At 69.1% G+C, this 15,881-nt stretch carries 16 protein-coding genes; 6 read left to right on the top strand and 10 right to left on the bottom strand.

All coding sequences use genetic code 11. From position 1 onward, the window contains the following. Window positions 1-12: 12 nt before the first annotated feature. The 6 genes from VBO01S_RS06405 to VBO01S_RS06380 are packed head-to-tail and all read right to left on the bottom strand — an operon-like array spanning window position 13 to window position 6,351. Entirely contained in the window at window positions 13-549 is a 537-nt protein-coding gene (locus VBO01S_RS06405) for a GspH/FimT family pseudopilin (RefSeq protein ID WP_255221061.1), read from the bottom strand. A 4-nt stretch (window positions 550-553) separates the two neighbouring features. Continuing rightward, window positions 554-3,631 (bottom strand): pilus assembly protein, encoded by a 3,078-nt coding sequence (locus VBO01S_RS06400; RefSeq protein WP_062472140.1) that lies wholly within the window; start codon window positions 3,629-3,631, stop codon window positions 554-556. 26 nt (window positions 3,632-3,657) lie between these two features. Next, entirely contained in the window at window positions 3,658-4,275 is a 618-nt protein-coding gene (locus VBO01S_RS06395; RefSeq protein ID WP_062472137.1) for a pilus assembly PilX family protein, read from the bottom strand. Next, window positions 4,272-5,402: a PilW family protein gene (locus VBO01S_RS06390; RefSeq protein WP_062472134.1), complete on the bottom strand. Its 1,131-nt coding sequence runs from the start codon at window positions 5,400-5,402 to the stop codon at window positions 4,272-4,274. Before VBO01S_RS06390 ends, VBO01S_RS06395 begins: the two co-directional genes overlap by 4 nt. Next, entirely contained in the window at window positions 5,399-5,953 is a 555-nt protein-coding gene (locus VBO01S_RS06385; RefSeq protein ID WP_062472131.1) for a prepilin-type N-terminal cleavage/methylation domain-containing protein, read from the bottom strand. The genes VBO01S_RS06390 and VBO01S_RS06385 overlap by 4 nt, the downstream gene beginning before the upstream one ends. Then, window positions 5,947-6,351 carry a type IV pilin protein gene (locus tag VBO01S_RS06380; RefSeq protein ID WP_062472129.1) on the bottom strand — a complete coding sequence of 135 codons (405 nt, stop codon included), beginning with the start codon at window positions 6,349-6,351 and terminating at the stop codon, window positions 5,947-5,949. The genes VBO01S_RS06385 and VBO01S_RS06380 overlap by 7 nt, the downstream gene beginning before the upstream one ends. A 230-nt stretch (window positions 6,352-6,581) precedes the next feature. Here VBO01S_RS06380 and VBO01S_RS06375 point away from each other — a divergent pair, with 230 nt between their 5' ends. Beyond that, the gene (locus VBO01S_RS06375; RefSeq protein ID WP_062472126.1) at window positions 6,582-8,654 is read left to right on the top strand and encodes a carbon starvation CstA family protein; all 2,073 of its coding nucleotides are present in this window, start codon (window positions 6,582-6,584) and stop codon (window positions 8,652-8,654) included. Between the two features lie 17 nt (window positions 8,655-8,671). Further along, window positions 8,672-8,878 carry a YbdD/YjiX family protein gene (locus VBO01S_RS06370; RefSeq protein ID WP_062472123.1) on the top strand — a complete coding sequence of 69 codons (207 nt, stop codon included), beginning with the start codon at window positions 8,672-8,674 and terminating at the stop codon, window positions 8,876-8,878. Window positions 8,879-8,932: 54 nt separating this feature from the next. Here VBO01S_RS06370 and VBO01S_RS06365 read toward each other — a convergent pair whose 3' ends face one another. Beyond that, window positions 8,933-9,817, bottom strand: a complete 885-nt coding sequence (locus VBO01S_RS06365) for a LysR substrate-binding domain-containing protein (protein ID WP_216850721.1) — start codon at window positions 9,815-9,817, stop codon at window positions 8,933-8,935. Window positions 9,818-9,887: 70 nt separating this feature from the next. Between VBO01S_RS06365 and VBO01S_RS06360 the strand changes: the two genes are divergently transcribed. From VBO01S_RS06360 to VBO01S_RS06350, 3 genes are all read left to right on the top strand, one after another. Next, window positions 9,888-10,940, top strand: a complete 1,053-nt coding sequence (locus VBO01S_RS06360; protein ID WP_062472122.1) for a YeiH family protein — start codon at window positions 9,888-9,890, stop codon at window positions 10,938-10,940. Window positions 10,941-11,045: 105 nt separating this feature from the next. Continuing rightward, window positions 11,046-11,465, top strand: a complete 420-nt coding sequence (locus tag VBO01S_RS06355; RefSeq protein ID WP_062472119.1) for an SEL1-like repeat protein — start codon at window positions 11,046-11,048, stop codon at window positions 11,463-11,465. Window positions 11,466-11,547: 82 nt separating this feature from the next. After that, on the top strand, window positions 11,548-12,018 hold the full coding sequence (locus VBO01S_RS06350) for a hypothetical protein (protein ID WP_062472116.1): 471 nt from the start codon (window positions 11,548-11,550) through the stop codon (window positions 12,016-12,018). 20 nt (window positions 12,019-12,038) lie between these two features. Here the strand turns inward: VBO01S_RS06350 and VBO01S_RS06345 are convergent, their stop codons facing one another. Genes VBO01S_RS06345 through VBO01S_RS06335 form a run of 3 tightly spaced genes read right to left on the bottom strand, consistent with a single transcriptional unit; the run spans window position 12,039 to window position 14,431 of the window. Further along, window positions 12,039-12,869, bottom strand: a complete 831-nt coding sequence (locus VBO01S_RS06345) for an urease accessory protein UreD (RefSeq protein ID WP_062472114.1) — start codon at window positions 12,867-12,869, stop codon at window positions 12,039-12,041. 9 nt (window positions 12,870-12,878) lie between these two features. Continuing rightward, window positions 12,879-13,406, bottom strand: a complete 528-nt coding sequence (locus VBO01S_RS06340; protein WP_062472111.1) for a nucleoside deaminase — start codon at window positions 13,404-13,406, stop codon at window positions 12,879-12,881. Continuing rightward, window positions 13,403-14,431, bottom strand: coding sequence for an ABC transporter substrate-binding protein (locus tag VBO01S_RS06335; protein ID WP_062472109.1), 1,029 nt, complete (start codon window positions 14,429-14,431; stop codon window positions 13,403-13,405). Before VBO01S_RS06335 ends, VBO01S_RS06340 begins: the two co-directional genes overlap by 4 nt. Before the next feature lie 359 nt (window positions 14,432-14,790). Between VBO01S_RS06335 and VBO01S_RS06330 the strand changes: the two genes are divergently transcribed. Continuing rightward, window positions 14,791-15,864 carry an aromatic ring-hydroxylating dioxygenase subunit alpha gene (locus VBO01S_RS06330; protein WP_062472107.1) on the top strand — a complete coding sequence of 358 codons (1,074 nt, stop codon included), beginning with the start codon at window positions 14,791-14,793 and terminating at the stop codon, window positions 15,862-15,864. Window positions 15,865-15,881: the final 17 nt, after the last annotated feature.

The raw sequence follows: 15,881 nt of genomic DNA, 5'->3' as shown, positions 1-15,881 counted from the left end.
GGCCGGCCCGGGTCAGGTCGCGGCGCAGGTGCCGCCGCTCGCCCGGGTGACGGTGGTGCGCCCTGTGGCGCTGATGCTCACGGCGCGCGACTGGTCGGCGCTCGGGGTGGCGCGGCAGATGGTGATGCGGCTCTGGCCGGCGCCCAGGCCGGTGGCCTGGAACACGACGGCGCTGGCGCCGCCGGCCTCGCGCAGCCGGTAGCCGCTGGCGGCCGCGGGCTCGACGCGCAGCACCTGCGTGTCGCTGCGCACGATCCAGCCGGCTTCCCACTGCCCGTTGGTGCTGCAGCTGGTGCCGTTGGCCGAGGCGCACAGGGTGACGGGGGCGTTGCGCTTGATGGCCTCGCTGCGCGCCAGCTGGCTGCCCGCGACCAGCGCGGTGCTGTAGCTGCTCAGGCGGGTGGACAGCCGGATGCCGTCGAACGAGGGCACGGCAATGGCGATCAGCACCACCAGCACGGCCAGCGTGACCATCAGCTCGATGAGCGTGAAGCCGCGCGGCCGGGTGCGGGCCTGCCTGGGGTGGTGGTTGCGCATGCGCGGGTGCACGGCGTTACTTCTGGATGAACCAGTAGACCCGGCCCTTGGGCTGCTTGAAGGCGGCCTTGGGCGCGGTGCCCTTGGGGCTGAGGAAGGAGTCGGGGTTGGCGCCGATGACCACGTCGCGCATGCCGCCATCGCCGTCCAGCTGCACGCGGCCCACGACCGGCGTGGGCGCGAGGCCGCCGCCCACCACGTTCTGGAAGCGCCCGTTGGTGCCCTGGGCGGCCGCGTTGACGTACGACACGTTGTAGACCCGCGCGGTGCCCAGGTCGGCCCGGCACGACTGCGTGTTGGGGTTGGTGGGCGTGTGGGTGTTGAAGGTGGTGACGCCGTAGGCGGTCACCGAACCGGTCACGACCTGCTCGCCCGCTGCGAGCCCGAGGTACCAGCCCTTCTTGGTGGCGAGGTCGGACGAACTCGGCGTGCTCGCGTCGGTGATGGCCTGCAGCGAGGTATGGCACAGCACCTCGTTGCCGGTGCCGCAGCGGTCGGCCTCGCTGGTCAGCCAGGTGGCGTCGGTGGGCTTGTCGACCAGCATGTAGAAGCGGTTGGCCACGCCGAGCGCGACGTTGTAGTGGCGCAGCGGCTTCTCGCGGTCGCCCGAGCCCAGCAGCACGACGTAGGCGCCGTTGTCCGCGACCACGTCGGGGCCGAACATGAACTTGCGGTTGGGCGTGCAGGTGGTCACCGTGTCGCAGCCGAGCGAGGCGATCTGGGTCATGGCCCAGGCGGACGGGGCCGCGCTGCCGATGGCGATGCGGTAGACGTTGCCGCCCAGGTCGGCTGCGTAGGCGATGGTGGCGACGCCCAGGGTGTCGGTGACCACCGTCACTTCGCCGACCACGGGGCGGGCGGTGGTGAACACCTTGAGCTGCGCGCCGGTGTTGGCGTCGAGCACGTAGATCCGGTTGCCCTTCACGCCGGTGCCGCAGGCCTGGGCGGCGCTGTTGGTGTCGACGTCTTCGCACTTGTCGTAGCCGCCGCCGAAGACCAGCAGCGGGCTGCTGCCGCTGCCGTAGCCGGTGGCGCGCAGCACCTTCGGCGCCGACCAGGTCTGGCCGATGCCTTCGAAGCCGGTGTCGCAGCCGGTGTCGTCGTTCTGGTTGGGGCAGCCCTTGCGCCACTTCAGCGTGGGTGCGGCGGGCGACGAGACGTCGAAGGCGTAGACCAGCCGGCCGCCGCGGCGCATGCTGGCGTAGAGCCAGGCGGTGCTGCCCTGACGGTAGGCCGCGACCGCGCCGTCCATGCCGTAGGGCTTGGGCGCCACTGTGCCCAGGCTGACGGGCAGGCCGGGGAAGTTGATGCGCGTGGTGTTGTCGTACAGCCGCTTGAGGCTGCCGTAGAACTCGGGCGGCATGAACGACCACAGCTCGGAGCCTGCGGCGGCCCCGCCGATGGCCGTGTTGCGGTTGCCGTTGATGGCGCGCAGCACACCGTCGTTGCCGCCGTAGAACACCACCACCTGGGGCGAGGCGTCGGTGCCGTAGTTGATGGCCACCGGGCGCGAGTGCACCACGTCGCCGTGCACCGAGGGACGCATGGCGCTCGAGGGCACCGGGTTGCCCTGGGCGTTGGGCCGTTCGTCGCCCTTGTTGTCCAGGCCTCGCGCCCAGTTGATGAGCTTGGTGCGGTCCGCGGTCGCGTCCGCGGCGATGCCGAGCGCGGTCGTGGTAATGGCCGTGTTGGCGTCGTCGAAGGCGGTGAGCGCGGTGCAGCTGCCCGCCGCGCAGGTCTTCATGTTGCGCACGGCCGGCACGACGCCGCGCAGCATGTAGCCCTGCGCGCCTTTTTCCACCACGTTGCCGTCGGGGCTGTCCGCGGCTTCCTTCTTGAGGCAGTCGCCGGACGGCCGGAAGCTCCAGTAGGCGTCGCTGTCGCTGGCGGCGGGTGTCCAGAAACTGCGCGCGCAGGGCGCGATGAAGCCGGTCTGGTTGTTCACCGCGTTCTTGTCGTCCGCGTCCTGCAGGATCAGCTGGCTGCTGCTGTCCAGCCCGAGCTTGTATTGCTTGAGGTTGCCGTTCCAGCGCGGAAAGGCGTTCTCGTCGGGGCGGAACATGCCCACGAACACCTGGTTCAGGTAGGTGCCCTGGGTGTTCACGCTCACGGGCAGGCTCACCGAGGAGAACACGCTGTTGACCGACTGGATCTTGCTGAAGATGTCGTCCAGCGCCTCGCCGAGCGCGGCGCCGAGTTCGGGCTTGCTCGAGAGGTCGTAGTACTCGCCGTTGCTCTGCTTGGCCATGCTCTGCAGCAGCGCGCTCCAGCCCGGGCCCTGGCCCTGGGTGGCCTTGGCGGCCTCGATGGTGTAGACCTTGACGCCCATGCTGGTCTGCAGGAAGCGCGCCCATTCGTCGGCCGTGTTGTCCTGCGAGCCGCTGGGGCTGAGCGTGATCTGGGCGGTGCTGCCGCCGGCGGCGCGCAGGGCTTCGTTGGAGAGCTGGTTGTCGTTGTTGTTGTCCTGCGCTGCGCCGTTGCTGATGTAGATGACGAAGGTGCCGATGCAGTTCTCGGTGCTCGGGCCGACATAGGTGCTGGCGTTGACGCTGGCCAGGGCGTTGCGCGTGAGCGCGTAGATGGCCTTCGATGCCGCGGTGCCGCTCACGTTGCCGGTGTAGTCGGTCTTGACCTTGCCGTTGCCGGCGATGGGCGCGGCGCTGGCCAGGTAGCGGTAGACCTCCGCCATGGTCTTGCCGGCCTTGCCGCCGTTGGACTTGTCGGCCACCTTGTCCAGGCTGCGGATCATGGCGCCGTACTTGAGCTTGGTGCCGCTGTCGAGCGTGCGCACCGCGGCGCGCACGTAGCCGCCGTCGCTGTTCGAATTGCCCTGGCCGGTCTCGGTGAACATCATCAGGCCGACCTTGAACTTGTCGGCCTGCAGGCTTTCGAAGGCGCTGGCGAGCGCGTTGAGCTCGGCGGTGAAGGGCTGGTTCCAGTTGGCCGTGTTGTCCAGCACGAACAGCACGTTCGGGGCCTGGGTGACGGCGGGGTTGTAGCCCACGAAGAGATCGATGTCCTCCGCCTGCGCAGCCTGCATCGGCAACGCGAGCAGCACGGCGGCCCACAGCGTGGTGAGTAGTTTTCTTGTCATGGCGGGGGCCCGTTCATCGTCGTGGTTCAAGGGGGGACAGGCGCAGGTTCGGCTGGTGCGGCAGGTGGCGGCGCGCACAGCGCTTCGAACTGCGCCTTGTTGAGCAGCGCCCGCACGCCCTGGCGCACGGAGGTCGAGGTGCCGGTGGCGCCGGGGGTGGTGTCGGTCACGGTGGTACTGATGTCCCACACGGCGTTGTACTGGTCGGGCAGGGCCGCAAGCCCGGAGCCGCTGCTGGACGCGCCGCCCGTGATGCCGCCCGGGCCCGTGCTGCCGCCGCCGCTGCTGTCGACGGCCTTGGTGGCGCGCACGCACACGGGCGGGGCAATGGTGACCTTGTAGTCGTCCACGCCGTCGTTGTTGATGTCGACCATGCTCACGGTGCCCTGCGGCGGCGCGAGCGACGGGGTGCCGTCGCTGCCGGGCACCAGCAGGCTGGCCGCGACCTCCTCGATCGCGCGGTTGGCGGCGGCCACGGCTTCGTTGCGGGTCTGCAGGTTGCCCACGGCCTTGAGGTTGGCGCCGCTGAGGTTGAAGGCGGCGGTGACCACGAGCGTGATCAGCAGCAGCATGATCATCCCGATGATCAGCGCGGCGCCGCGCTGGGTCTGGGTGGAGCGGCCGGCGTGCACGCGTGGCTTCATGGCGTTTCCCTCCGGCCGGTGACGTTGGTCAGGCGCACGGTGGTCGCGAACGCGTGCCGCTTGTAGTGGTCGTTGAACGGCCCGAGCGCCACGGCACCCATCTGGTACCTGCGCGTGTCGGTGTGGCCCGGCGAGATGGCGGTGGCGCGCGCGAGCACATACAGCTTCACGGCCACCGCGTTGACCAGCTGGTCGGCGGTGCAGGTCGCGCCGCAGTGCACGAAGGCGCCGTCGGGGCTGCCGTCGCCGCGGTTGGACGGGGTGGACTTGTTCGCCGGGTCGGCCCAGGCGATGGCCTGGGCGTAGTTGACGGCGGCGCCGGTCTTGCTCAGCGTGTCCAGGCCGAGCTCGACGCGAAAGCCCTCGACGCCTTCGATCAGCGCCGTGGGCGGTTGCTGCGCGAGCGTGCCGCCCACCAGGTCGAAGCGCGAGCGTGCCAGCGTGGGAATTCCGTCGTTTTCGGCCTCGGCGTAGTCGCGCACGTAGTAGATGTCGGCCACCAGCTTGCGCTTGGGCGAAGGGGTGGTGCAGTCCTTGAGGAACATCTGGTCGAAGACGCCAGTCGAGAGGTCGAACGACGAGGGCTTTTGCGTGCCGCACAGCGACGACTGGAAGTACATCGCGCCGGCCACGTCGGCGTCGCAATGGAGCGTGCCGGGCAGGCAGGTTTCGGCATGGCGCACCACGAGGATGTCGGTGCCGGTCTTGTGGTGCGTCAGCAGGTCGGTGCAGGTGGCCGGCACGCTGCTGTAGACCTGCACGGGCAGGTCGAGCAGCTGGCGCTTGTAGTCCTCGGTCCAGTTCGCGGCCGAGTAGGCCAGGCAGGGGTCGGGCACGGCGCCGGTGGGCACGTGCGTGGGCGCGGCGCTGACCGTGAGGTCGTCGAATTCGGGCATGTAGTTTTCCCAGAAGCCCGCGTGCGAGATCTCGTTCTCGAGCACGAAGATGCTCAGGCGCCCGGTTTCGATCTGGCGGTTGACGCGCTCCATCTCGCGCTGGGAGCCGCTCACGTTGAGGAACAGCGTGAGCAGCGCGGCCATCACGATGAGCATGATGGTGATGGCCACCATCAGCTCGATCAGCGTCAGCCCGCGCTGGGCGCGGCGTGCGGTGGGGCGCGGGTTCATGAGAGCGATCCGATGCGCACGAGCGTGGTCACCGTGCGGCGGCACAGGTCGTTGATGCACTTGGTGCCGGTGTCGTAGAGGTCCTTGCCGCAGGCCACGCCGGCGGGCGGCGCCGAGATCGGGCCCAGGCCTTGCCAGGCGACGGTCACGAGGTACTCGTTGTTGCCCATGTCCTGCACGCAGCCGCGCCCGCCGATGACAGTGCCCAGCTTGTCGTTGCCCGAGAACTCGGCCGCGCCCTGCAGCGCGTTGCACCACTCCCTGGCGTCGATCTGCTGGCGCGTGCCGGTGCCGGTGGGGCAGGCATCGGTGCCGCCCAGCGGCGCGCTGGTGGCGTAGCTGGCCGCCACGCGGCGGTTGATGGCGATGCGGTTGGCCATGTCGTTGAGCAGGATCAGCGCCTGCGAGCGCTGGTACGACTCCATCTCGGATGCCTGCAGCCGGGCCTGCAGGCCGACAAGGCCGAACAGGCCGAAGGCCAGCACGAGCAGGGTGACCAGCACCTCGATCAGCGTGGCGCCGCGCTGGCGCCGCAGGGCGGGGCTCACCATTTTTCGGGCGGCGTCTTCACGCCTTCGCTGGTGAGCCCGAGGTTGCCGTCGCCCGCCTGGCTGCCGATCGCGGTGAAGGTGATCGTGAAGGTGGGCGGGCCGGAATCCTGCAGCGTGACGTCGTAGCTGTAGTTGCTGCTGACCTCGGCGGGCAGGCTGTAGCCGCTGGTGGTCAGCGCCGTCTTGTCGGCGTAGCTGCGGTTGGCAATGAGGAACTGCTGCTGCCGGTTGGCGATGTCCATCATCTGCGCCTGGGCCGCCGAGCGCTTCGATCGCACGATGTACTGCCGGTAGCTGGGCAGCGCGATCGACGCCAGGATGGCCACGATGACCACCGTGATCATGACCTCGATCAATGTGAAGCCGCCGCTTGTGCGCGCCTGCGAATGCTGGGTCATCGTGGACTCGTCAGAGATGTTTCACATTGTTAGTGAATGTGAATTTATCACATCTAATGTGAGCGCAACGGATTTGCGGTGCTTCCCGCGGCGGTCCGGCGGAGGCGATCCGGGCGTGGATAGGGGTTATCCATTAGGCAATTCCACCCGGCCAGCCCGCGCAGTCCGACGGATGCGGCCCGGCGGCGGGCGGGGAACACTCGCCCGGTTCATATCGAGGAGACATCCGCATGCCCAACATTCGCCGCCATCTGGTGTGGCTGGCCGTGGCCGTGCTCGGCGCTTTTGCGCTGGGCACCGTCGCCCTGAGCCGGGGAGAGAGCATCAACGCCCTGTGGGTCGTGACCGCCGCGCTCTGCACCTACCTGATCGCCTACCGCTACTACAGCCTGTTCATCGCCGACAAGGTGCTGGGGCTGGACGCCAACCGCAAGACGCCCGCGCACCGCCACAACGACGGCCTGGACTACGTGCCGACCGACAAGAACGTGCTGTTCGGCCACCACTTCGCGGCCATTGCGGGAGCCGGCCCGCTGGTGGGCCCGGTGCTCGCCGCGCAGATGGGCTACCTGCCCGGTTTGCTGTGGGTGCTGGCGGGCGTGGTGTTCGCGGGAGCGGTGCAGGACTTCATCATCCTGTTCATCTCCACGCGCCGCGACGGCCGCTCGCTGGGCGATCTGGTCAAGCAGGAGATGGGCGTGGTGCCCGGCATGATCGCGCTGTTCGGCACCTTCATGATCATGATCATCATCCTGGCAGTGCTGGCCCTGATCGTGGTGAAGGCACTGGCCGAATCGCCGTGGGGCAGCTTCACGGTGGCCGCGACGATTCCGGTGGCGCTGTTCATGGGCGTGTACCTGCGCTACATCCGCCCGGGCCGCATCGGCGAGGTGTCGGTGATCGGCTTCGTGCTGCTCATGGCGGCCATCTTCGGCGGCCAGTGGGTCAGCCAGCACCCGGTGTGGGGCCCGGCCTTCACCTTCGACGGCAAGGCGCTCACCTGGATGCTCGTGGGCTACGGCTTCGTGGCCGCCAGCCTGCCGGTGTGGCTGCTGCTCGCACCGCGCGACTACCTGTCGACCTTCCTGAAGATCGGCACGATCATCGCGCTGGCCATCGGCATCGTGGTCGTGATGCCCACGCTGCAGATGCCCGCCGTCACGCAGTTCGCGCAGGGCAACGGCCCGGTGTGGTCGGGCAGCTTGTTCCCGTTCCTGTTCATCACCATCGCCTGCGGCGCCGTCTCGGGCTTCCACGCGCTGATCTCTTCGGGCACCACGCCCAAGATGCTCGACAACGAACGCCACGCGCGCTTCATCGGCTACGGCGGCATGCTGGCCGAGTCGTTCGTCGCCGTGATGGCGCTGGTGGCGGCCTCGTGCATCGAGCCGGGCATCTACTTCGCGATGAACAGCCCGGGCGCGCTGGTCGGCACCACGGTGCAACAGGCCGCCGCAACGATCTCCGGCTGGGGCTTCGTGGTCACGCCCGAGATGCTGCTGCAGACGGCCAAGGACGTGGGCGAGACCACCATCCTCGGGCGCACCGGCGGCGCGCCGACGCTGGCCGTGGGCATGGCCCACATCCTTCACCAGGTGATCGGCGGGCAGGCCATGATGGCCTTCTGGTACCACTTCGCGATTTTGTTCGAGGCGCTGTTCATCCTCACCGCGGTGGACGCCGGCACCCGCGCCGGCCGCTTCATGCTGCAGGACCTGCTGGGCAGCTTCGTGCCCGCGCTCAAGCGCACCGACTCGCTGCCGGCCAACCTGATCGCCACCGCGCTGTGCGTGGCGGCCTGGGGCTACTTCCTGTACCAGGGCGTGGTCGATCCGCTGGGCGGCATCAACACGCTGTGGCCGCTGTTCGGCATCTCCAACCAGATGCTGGCCGCGGTGGCGCTGATGCTGGGCGTGGTCGTGCTGTTCCGCATGAAGCGCGAGCGCTACGCCTGGGTGGCGGCGGCGCCGGCCGTGTGGCTGCTGGCCTGCACGCTGACGGCGGGCTGGCAGAAGATCTTCTCGAGCGATCCGAAGATCGGCTTCCTGTCGCACGCGGCCAAGTACGCCGACGGCCTGGCCAACGGCGTGCTGATCGCGCCGGCCAAGACGCCCGAAGCCATGTCGCGCATCGTCTTCAACGACCGGCTCGACGCGGCGCTGTGCGCGCTGTTCATCTTCGTGGTGCTGAGCGTGCTGGTCTACAGCATCAAGGCCTGCCTGGCCGCTCGCGCGGCCCACCGGCCGACCACGCAGGAGACGCCGTTCGAGGCGATGGGCGCGGCTTCGTCCGCTGCCCACTGAACGAACGCAAGAACGCCATGGGCCTTGCCATGCCGGAAGCCGGGCGCTACATCGCCCGCTCGATCAAGCAGTCGCTGCGGCTCATGGTCGGGCTGCCCGACTACGACGTCTACCTGACGCACATGGCGGCCACCCACCCCGACCGGGCGCCGATGAGCTACGAGGAGTTCTTCCGCGAACGGCTCGAGGCGCGCTACGGCGCGGGCAAGGGGCGCTGCTGCTGATGGGTAGCGGATGACAGAGAGAAAGGGGCGCATGCGATGCGCCCTTTTCTCATTTCAGGAGGCGTCGAGGATCTGCGCCATCCGCAGCGCCGCCGGCGAGAGCGGCCGGTTCTTCAGCGCCAGCCGGTACAGCGGCCGCGACAGCACCGCGCCCGGCAGCTTCAGCTCGCGCAGCGTGCCCAGCGCGAGCATGTCGGCCACCACCACGCGCGGCAGCATCGAGATGCCGACGCCGCTGGCCACGGTGCGCGCAATGGCTTCGTTGCTCGCCATTTCCATCCACGGCGGCGCGTCGATGCCGTGCGCCGTGCACAGCGCCTCGGTGGCCTGGCGCGTGCCCGAGCCGGGCTCGCGCAGGATCCAGTTCTGCCGGCCCAGCAGCGCGGCCGTCACGCCGCGCCGGGGCAGGGCGGCGTCGGGCGGCGCGACGATGGCGAGCGGGTCGGTGGTCCATTCGCGCACGTCCACGCGCTCTTCGTCCACGCGGCCCTCGACCAGCGCAAGGTCGATGCGGCATTCGAGCAGCTGCTCGCACACCCACTGCGTGTTGCCGACCGTGACGCGCGGCACCACCGCCGGGTAGGCGGCGCAGAAGGCCGCGATCTGCGGCGGCAGCCAGTAGCTCGCCACCGTGGTGCTGGCGCCCAGCGTGAGGCTGCCGCGCTGCACGCCGACGCGCGCCCGCACGTCGTCCAGCGCCGCGCGCTCCATCGCGAAGATGCCGCGCGCATGCGTGAGCAGCGACGCGCCCGCCTCGGTGAGCCGCAAGCCCTTGCCCGCGCCGCGCTCGATGAGCGTCAGGTCGAGCTGGTGCTCCAGCTCGCGGATGCCCTTGGACACCGCTGGTTGGCTGATCCACAGGCCCTCGGCCGCGCGCGAGAAGCTGCCCGCCTCGGCCACGGCGACGAACAGGCGCACCAGGTGCAGGTTCAAGGTCATAACTTAACTTCATGCATTGGTGAAGTTTATGTCTTTGACTCATGGGGTGTCGATTCCTAAGCTCGGGTCCATGTCCTCCCTTGCCGCCTCCTTGCCCGGTTTCTCCTTCGTTCGCCGCTGCGGCCCCGGCGTGTTGCTGTCTGCACTGCTGGCGGCCGCCGCCGCGCTGCTGGCCGAATGGCCGCCGATGGTGCACCTGGGCCTGAGCGCGCTCACGCTGGCCATCGCGCTGGGCATGGTGGCGGGCAACACGGTGTTCCCCGCGGTGTCGGCGCGCACCGGCGCGGGCGTGGACTTCGCGCGCAGCGCCTTGCTGCGCGCGGGCATCGTGCTCTACGGCTTTCGCATCTCGCTGAGCGACATCGGTGCCGTCGGCTGGCCCGGCGTGCTGATCGCGATGGCGATGGTGGCGCTGACCTTCGGCCTCGCCGTGCGCATCGGCACGCGCTGGCTGGGGCTGGACCGCGAGACCGCCGCGCTCATCGGCGCGGGCAGCGCCATCTGCGGCGCTGCCGCCGTGATGGCGACGCAGCCCGTGGTGCGCGGCGAAGAGCACAAGGTGTCGATCGCCGTCGCCACGGTGGTGGTGTTCGGCACGCTGTCGATGGTGGCGTACCCGCTGGTCTATCCGTACCTCGGGCTCAGCGAACATGCCTTTGGTCTCTTCGCGGGCTCCACCATCCAGGAGGTGGCGCAGGTGGTCGCGGTCGGCGAGGCCGTCAGCCCGGGCGCGGCCAACGCGGCGGTGGTCGAGAAGATGCTGCGCGTGATGATGCTGGCGCCGTTCCTCATGGGCCTGTCGTTCCGCGTGGCGGCCTCGACGCCGGGCGCGGCGAGCCTGGGCGCGTGCTGGCGCCAGGTGCGCGTGCCATGGTTCGCCGTGTTGTTCATCGCCGTGAGCGCCGTGCATTCGCTCGACGTGCTGCCGCACGCACTCGTCGCTGCGCTGGTGCAGCTCGACACGCTGCTGCTCGCCACCGCCATGGCCGCGATGGGCCTGCGCACCAGCGCCGCGAGCCTGCGCAAGGCGGGGGCGCAACCGCTCAAGCTGGGGGCGCTGCTGTTCGTGTTCCTGACGGCCGGTGGCTACGCGGTAAATGCGGCCGTGCTGGCGATGTTCTGAACGGGGGCTCAGGTAGCGCCTGAGGCGTCCTGCGTGAATTCCAGTTTCTCCTGCGCGCGCCTTCGCGGGACCATCGGTGCAACGCAACCCGTGGAGAACAAACCGATGTCATCCGAACTCAACCAGATCGCCAGTTGGTCGCTGCGCTGGCGCATTGTCCTGTCAGGCGTGCTGTGCCTCGTCGCCGCCATCGCCGCGGCCAAGCCCTTCGACGCGAACGTCGACCTGCAGACCGAGCAGCGCTACCAGCTCGCCCTCGAAGCGCAGGCCGCACGCGACTACCGCACGATGCTCGAGCAACTGCGCCAGGCCGCCACCGAAGGCCATCCCGAGGCGCAGGAGATGTTGGGCATGGTGCTGTTGACGGGGCCCACGCTGTACGGATCGGCCGTGAAGGCCGATCGCTGCGAGGCGCGCACGTGGATGCTGCGCGCCGCCGGGCAGGGCAGTGAAACGGCCCGGGTGCAGCTGGCGTTTCTCAACAGGTTGCGCAGCGCGCCATCCGGAAAAATCGCCTGCGGTTGATGGCGGGGGCTGCGCGGCCATACTCGGTGCTCCTTCACGAGCGCGCCGTTGCATGCCCACTCCTTCTTCTGCGAACCGACGCATGCGCACCGTGTCCTGGCGCCTGTTCGCGTGCGCGCTCGCGCTCGCCGGGTGCACGGCAACAGGCAACAAGCCCGACGCGACCGTCACCCGGACCGCCGACGGCTACGAGGTCACGCTCTACGCCACCCGGGGCTTGATGGTGCATGACCCTGTGGCGCTGATCTTCCACCGCAGCTACGAACTCGAATCCCGCATCCGGGTGCCGTCGATCGAGGGGCGCGTCGACGCAGCCGACGCCTCGGTGTACGAGGTGAGCGAATTCGACAAGGCGGCCGAGAAGAAGGCGCCTTCCACGCACCCTGTCGACCTCCGACTGCGGGAGCACTACGAGAAGGAGCGCAGGCCGCGCCTCACGGGCGCGCTCGTTTTCTCGGGCAAGACGCTGACGGTCGACGTGCAGGCGGTGGGGCAGAACGGTTCGTCCCCGTATCCGTTCAACGGCACCTACCGCCTGAAGACACGAAAGTAGCGGCGATTGCCGCCTGCTCCTCAGGTCGCCCAGATGCGCGGCGTGGCCGCCGGCAGTTGCCACAGCTCGCTGCGCCACGCCTGCCAGACCTGTCGCAGCAGCTGCATCGCAGGCTCGACCACCGGCGCGAGCACACGCAGCACCACAACTTCCGCATGCGGGCTGGTCGCGCCCGCGCTCTCGTGCAGTTCGTGCACTTCGAGCAGCCCGCGCGCCTGCGCCAGCAGGGCCTCGCGCCGTGCCTTGGCCATCGGCGAGCCGGCCACGACGAACAGCGAGGCGAGGCAGCGGTGGCCGCCCAGGCCCAGCGGGCTTTGCAGCAGGCGGTGATCACTCGCATCGATGCGCCCACGCTCCAGCCACACGCCGGGCGCCTCGATGTGCTGCAGGTAGGTGCCGCGTTCGAAGGGCTGGTTGGCGTTGGGCAGGCCGAGTGCGCACACGTCCCAGCCGATCATCTCGGCACCCGGTGCGACCTCGAGCGTGAGCCGGTTCTCGGCCTGGCAGCCGCTGTAGCAGATGGCTTCGAGCGGCAGCCATTCGAGCCGCGCGCCCGGTGCGAGGCGGATGCGCGTGTGCTGCAGCGCGGTCTCGCCTTCGGAGCGGTAGAAGCGCGAGGCGCCGGGCGTGGTGATCAGGCCGTGGCTGCCGTCGGCGGCCTCGATGTCGATGTCGAGCGTGTCGCCGCCCACGAGGCCGCCGGGCGGGTGCACCAGCACGTTGTGGCACACGGCATCGCCCTCGGGGTAGAGGCTCTGCAGGATGCGCAGCGGGCCGTCGTGGCGGAAACGGGCGACGCTGCGGTCGGCTTCTTTTTGGTAGGCGAGGTGGAGACGGGCGTGCCAGGGCATGCGGCGAGTCTAGGTCTTCCAGGCGCCGTCGTGCGCGGCAGCCGCTTCGTCGATCAAGGCAGGCCCGATGCACTCGATCGGATGCGGCGACGCACGGAACACATCGCGGCACGACAACTCCGCGTCGCGCTGGTCCTGCCGTTCGCCACGGAACACGCGCAGCCGCTGCGCGTCGATGCCGAACACCACGCGGCCGATGTTCGACCAGAAAATCGCGCCCGCGCACATCACGCAGGGCTCGCCCGAGGCATAGAGCGTGGCGCCGGCCAGCTCTTCGCGCGTGAGGCCGCGGCCGGCCAGTGCGCGCAGCGCGTTCACTTCGGCGTGCGCGGTGCAGTCGCCAGTTTCTGCGTTGCTGTTCGCGGCCTCGGCCAGCACTTCGCCGGCGGCCGAGACGATGACCGAGCCGAAGGGCCGGTTGCCGCGCCGGCGCGCGGCGTGCGACCACACGATGGCCTTGCGCAGGTAGCGGCCGTCGCGCTCGTCGAGCGTGGTTTCTTCGGGGAGGGCGGGGAGGGAGCTGTCAGGAAGGTTCATGCCTTGGGTGCGGGAAGGAGGCGCTCGCTGCGCGCAGGCAGCATCGCGCCGTTGAAGAGGGCATCGGCCGATGGCCGCGTCTTCAGGCCGAAGGTGTCGGCCACCTCGTCGACCTGCTGTTCGAGCGTGAGCTTGCGGATGTCGCCCAGCCCGTGGCCGCGCGTGTCCGCCGCGCCCACGTACTGCGCCGTGAGGCTCCAGCGTTCGAGTTCGACCTTCTCGTCCAGGATCGGTTCGCGCTGGCGCATGGCCGCGATGCTGGGCACCGGGTTGGCAAAGGTCTCGACGATGGCGCGGTTGGTGGCGCGCAAGAAAGCCGCCACCACCTTCGGGTTCTGCGCGATCAGGTTGCTGCTCGCCAGGATCGCGTTGCCGTACAGGTTGACGCCCGCGTCCGCGTACTTGAGCACCGAGAGCTCGTCGGCCTTCATGCGCGCGAAGAGCGAGACCGCCGAGTCGTGGAAGTAGGTGGCGGCATCGACGTCGCCGCGCACCATCACGTTGTCGCGCGCGCTGAAGTCGGTGGTCTGCCACTGGAAGGCGTCGCCGCGCATGCCCTGTTTGCGCGCCACCATCGGCCAGGCGCGGCGCGTGGACTCGACGGCGGCGGCCGCCACCTTCTTGCCCGTGAGGCTCTTGAAGTCGCCGGTCACGCCGCGGTCCTTGCGTCCGATGATCACGAACGGTGCACGGTTGTAGTACTGGTACACGGCCTGCACCACCGGCGTGCCCGGGTTCTGTGCGTTGAACTCGACCAGCGAGCTGATGTCGCCCAGGCCCAGTTGGTAGACGCCGCTGGCGATGCGGGTGATCGACGCGACCGAGCCGGCGCCGGTGTCGATCGTCACGTCCAGCCCCTCGTCGCGGTAGTAGCCCTTGGCCTGCGCCAGGAAGAAGGGCGCGGTCTGGCCGTTGATGCGGAAGTCGAGCGTGAACTTGAGCGGTGTGAGCTTGCCGCCCTGCGCGAACACGGCAGGGGCGGCGAGGGTGGTGGCAGCGGCGGCAAGGAAGGATCGGCGTTGCATGGTGGGGCCTCGGAGTCGGTGGTCTTGACGGATGCCTCCCACCGTGGGCGGGAGGCGCCTCAAGAGCAATTTCCGGGCGGGCGCACGGGGTTGGTGCGTGCGCTGCTGAACGCTTCTACTCTTGCCGGCTGTCTTGCATGAGGCATGCCAGGGTGCGGCGCTCGGGCATGGCCGGGTATTTACGGGTGGGGCTTGGAGGCGCGACCGGGGCGCGCCACAATCCGGGCGCGCTAATTGCAAGTCGATCGGCGCAGAGTAGAAGCGTTCAGCCTCGCGCATGCCTTTTCAACCGGCATGCCGACGAAGCAGGAAATTGCTCTTTCACGTTCGTCCCACACGCACATCGAAGGAGTTCGCCCATGCTCGTCACCCGACAACCCGTCTTCCGCAAGTTCTGGCATGCCGTCATGCCGCTCACCGAATTGGCCCACGGCCCCAAGCCCTTCCGGCTGTTGGGCGAAGACATCGTTCTCTTTCTCGACGCCGACGGTCAGCCGGCTGCCCTGCGCGACCGCTGCTGCCACCGCACCGCCAAGCTTTCGAAGGGCTGGTGCGTGGACGCCGAAGGCAAGGCCTGCGGGCAGGGCGCGATCCAGTGCGGCTACCACGGCTGGACCTACGACCGCAGCGGCCAGGTGGTGCGCATCCCGCAGTACGAGCCCGAGCGCAAGATCTCGCCCGAGTACAAGACCACGGCCTACCCCTGCACCGCGCGCTACGGCTACGCCTGGGTGGCGCTGGAAGCGCCCATCGCCGACATCCCGGTCATTCCCGAGTTCGACGATCCGGGCTACCGCACCATCTTCCAGTTCTACGAAGAGTGGCAGACCAGCCCGATGCGCGCGCTCGAAAATTCCTTCGACAACTCGCACTTCAGCTTCGTGCACCGCGCCACCTTCGGCGTGGCCGCGAGCCCGAAGCCGAGCAGGTACGAGCTGGTGGAAAACGAGTCGGGCTTCTACGCCGAGACGGTGATCGAAGCGACCAACCCGGCGAAGTTCCACGCGATCAGCGGCGTGACCGACGCGATCACCACGCGCCACATGCGCAACGCCTACTTCCTGCCGTTCGCGCGCCGCCTCGACATCGAGTACCCGAGCGGCATCCGCCACATCATCATCAACTGCTTCACGCCCATCGACGACGGGCGCATGCAGCTGTGCCAATGGCTGTTCCGCAACGACACCGAGGCCGACTGCGCGGCGCAGATGCTGATCGACTTCGACGAGGAAATCACGCGCGAGGACAAGGACATCCTCGAATCGACCGACCCCGACGCGCTGGTCGACACGCGCCGGCGCGGCGTGGAGTATTCGATGGAGTCCGACCGGCCGGGCATGCTGATCCGCAAGCACCTGATGCAGCTGCTGGCCAGGCACGGCGAGGCGGAGGTGCACCGGGGCATGACGATCCCGATCGCAAAGGCCGCCTGAACGGGCTACCGCTGCGG

The sequence above is a fragment of the Variovorax boronicumulans NBRC 103145 genome (assembly GCF_001591345.1).
Lineage (GTDB): Bacteria > Pseudomonadota > Gammaproteobacteria > Burkholderiales > Burkholderiaceae_C > Variovorax > Variovorax boronicumulans.
The sequence above is the reverse complement of the archived record's forward strand: the minus strand, read 5'-3'. Positions and strand labels throughout refer to the sequence as shown.

Coding starts and splice junctions, on each gene's coding strand:
- VBO01S_RS06400 (WP_062472140.1), bottom strand. CDS start 3,631: ATGACAAGAAAACTACTCACCACGCTGTGGGCCGCCGTGCTGCTCGCG.
- VBO01S_RS06395 (WP_062472137.1), bottom strand. CDS start 4,275: ATGAAGCCACGCGTGCACGCCGGCCGCTCCACCCAGACCCAGCGCGGC.
- VBO01S_RS06390 (WP_062472134.1), bottom strand. CDS start 5,402: ATGAACCCGCGCCCCACCGCACGCCGCGCCCAGCGCGGGCTGACGCTG.
- VBO01S_RS06385 (WP_062472131.1), bottom strand. CDS start 5,953: ATGGTGAGCCCCGCCCTGCGGCGCCAGCGCGGCGCCACGCTGATCGAG.
- VBO01S_RS06380 (WP_062472129.1), bottom strand. CDS start 6,351: ATGACCCAGCATTCGCAGGCGCGCACAAGCGGCGGCTTCACATTGATC.
- VBO01S_RS06375 (WP_062472126.1), top strand. CDS start 6,582: ATGCCCAACATTCGCCGCCATCTGGTGTGGCTGGCCGTGGCCGTGCTC.
- VBO01S_RS06370 (WP_062472123.1), top strand. CDS start 8,672: ATGGGCCTTGCCATGCCGGAAGCCGGGCGCTACATCGCCCGCTCGATC.
- VBO01S_RS06365 (WP_216850721.1), bottom strand. CDS start 9,817: ATGACCTTGAACCTGCACCTGGTGCGCCTGTTCGTCGCCGTGGCCGAG.
- VBO01S_RS06360 (WP_062472122.1), top strand. CDS start 9,888: ATGTCCTCCCTTGCCGCCTCCTTGCCCGGTTTCTCCTTCGTTCGCCGC.
- VBO01S_RS06355 (WP_062472119.1), top strand. CDS start 11,046: ATGTCATCCGAACTCAACCAGATCGCCAGTTGGTCGCTGCGCTGGCGC.
- VBO01S_RS06350 (WP_062472116.1), top strand. CDS start 11,548: ATGCGCACCGTGTCCTGGCGCCTGTTCGCGTGCGCGCTCGCGCTCGCC.
- VBO01S_RS06345 (WP_062472114.1), bottom strand. CDS start 12,869: ATGCCCTGGCACGCCCGTCTCCACCTCGCCTACCAAAAAGAAGCCGAC.
- VBO01S_RS06340 (WP_062472111.1), bottom strand. CDS start 13,406: ATGAACCTTCCTGACAGCTCCCTCCCCGCCCTCCCCGAAGAAACCACG.
- VBO01S_RS06335 (WP_062472109.1), bottom strand. CDS start 14,431: ATGCAACGCCGATCCTTCCTTGCCGCCGCTGCCACCACCCTCGCCGCC.
- VBO01S_RS06330 (WP_062472107.1), top strand. CDS start 14,791: ATGCTCGTCACCCGACAACCCGTCTTCCGCAAGTTCTGGCATGCCGTC.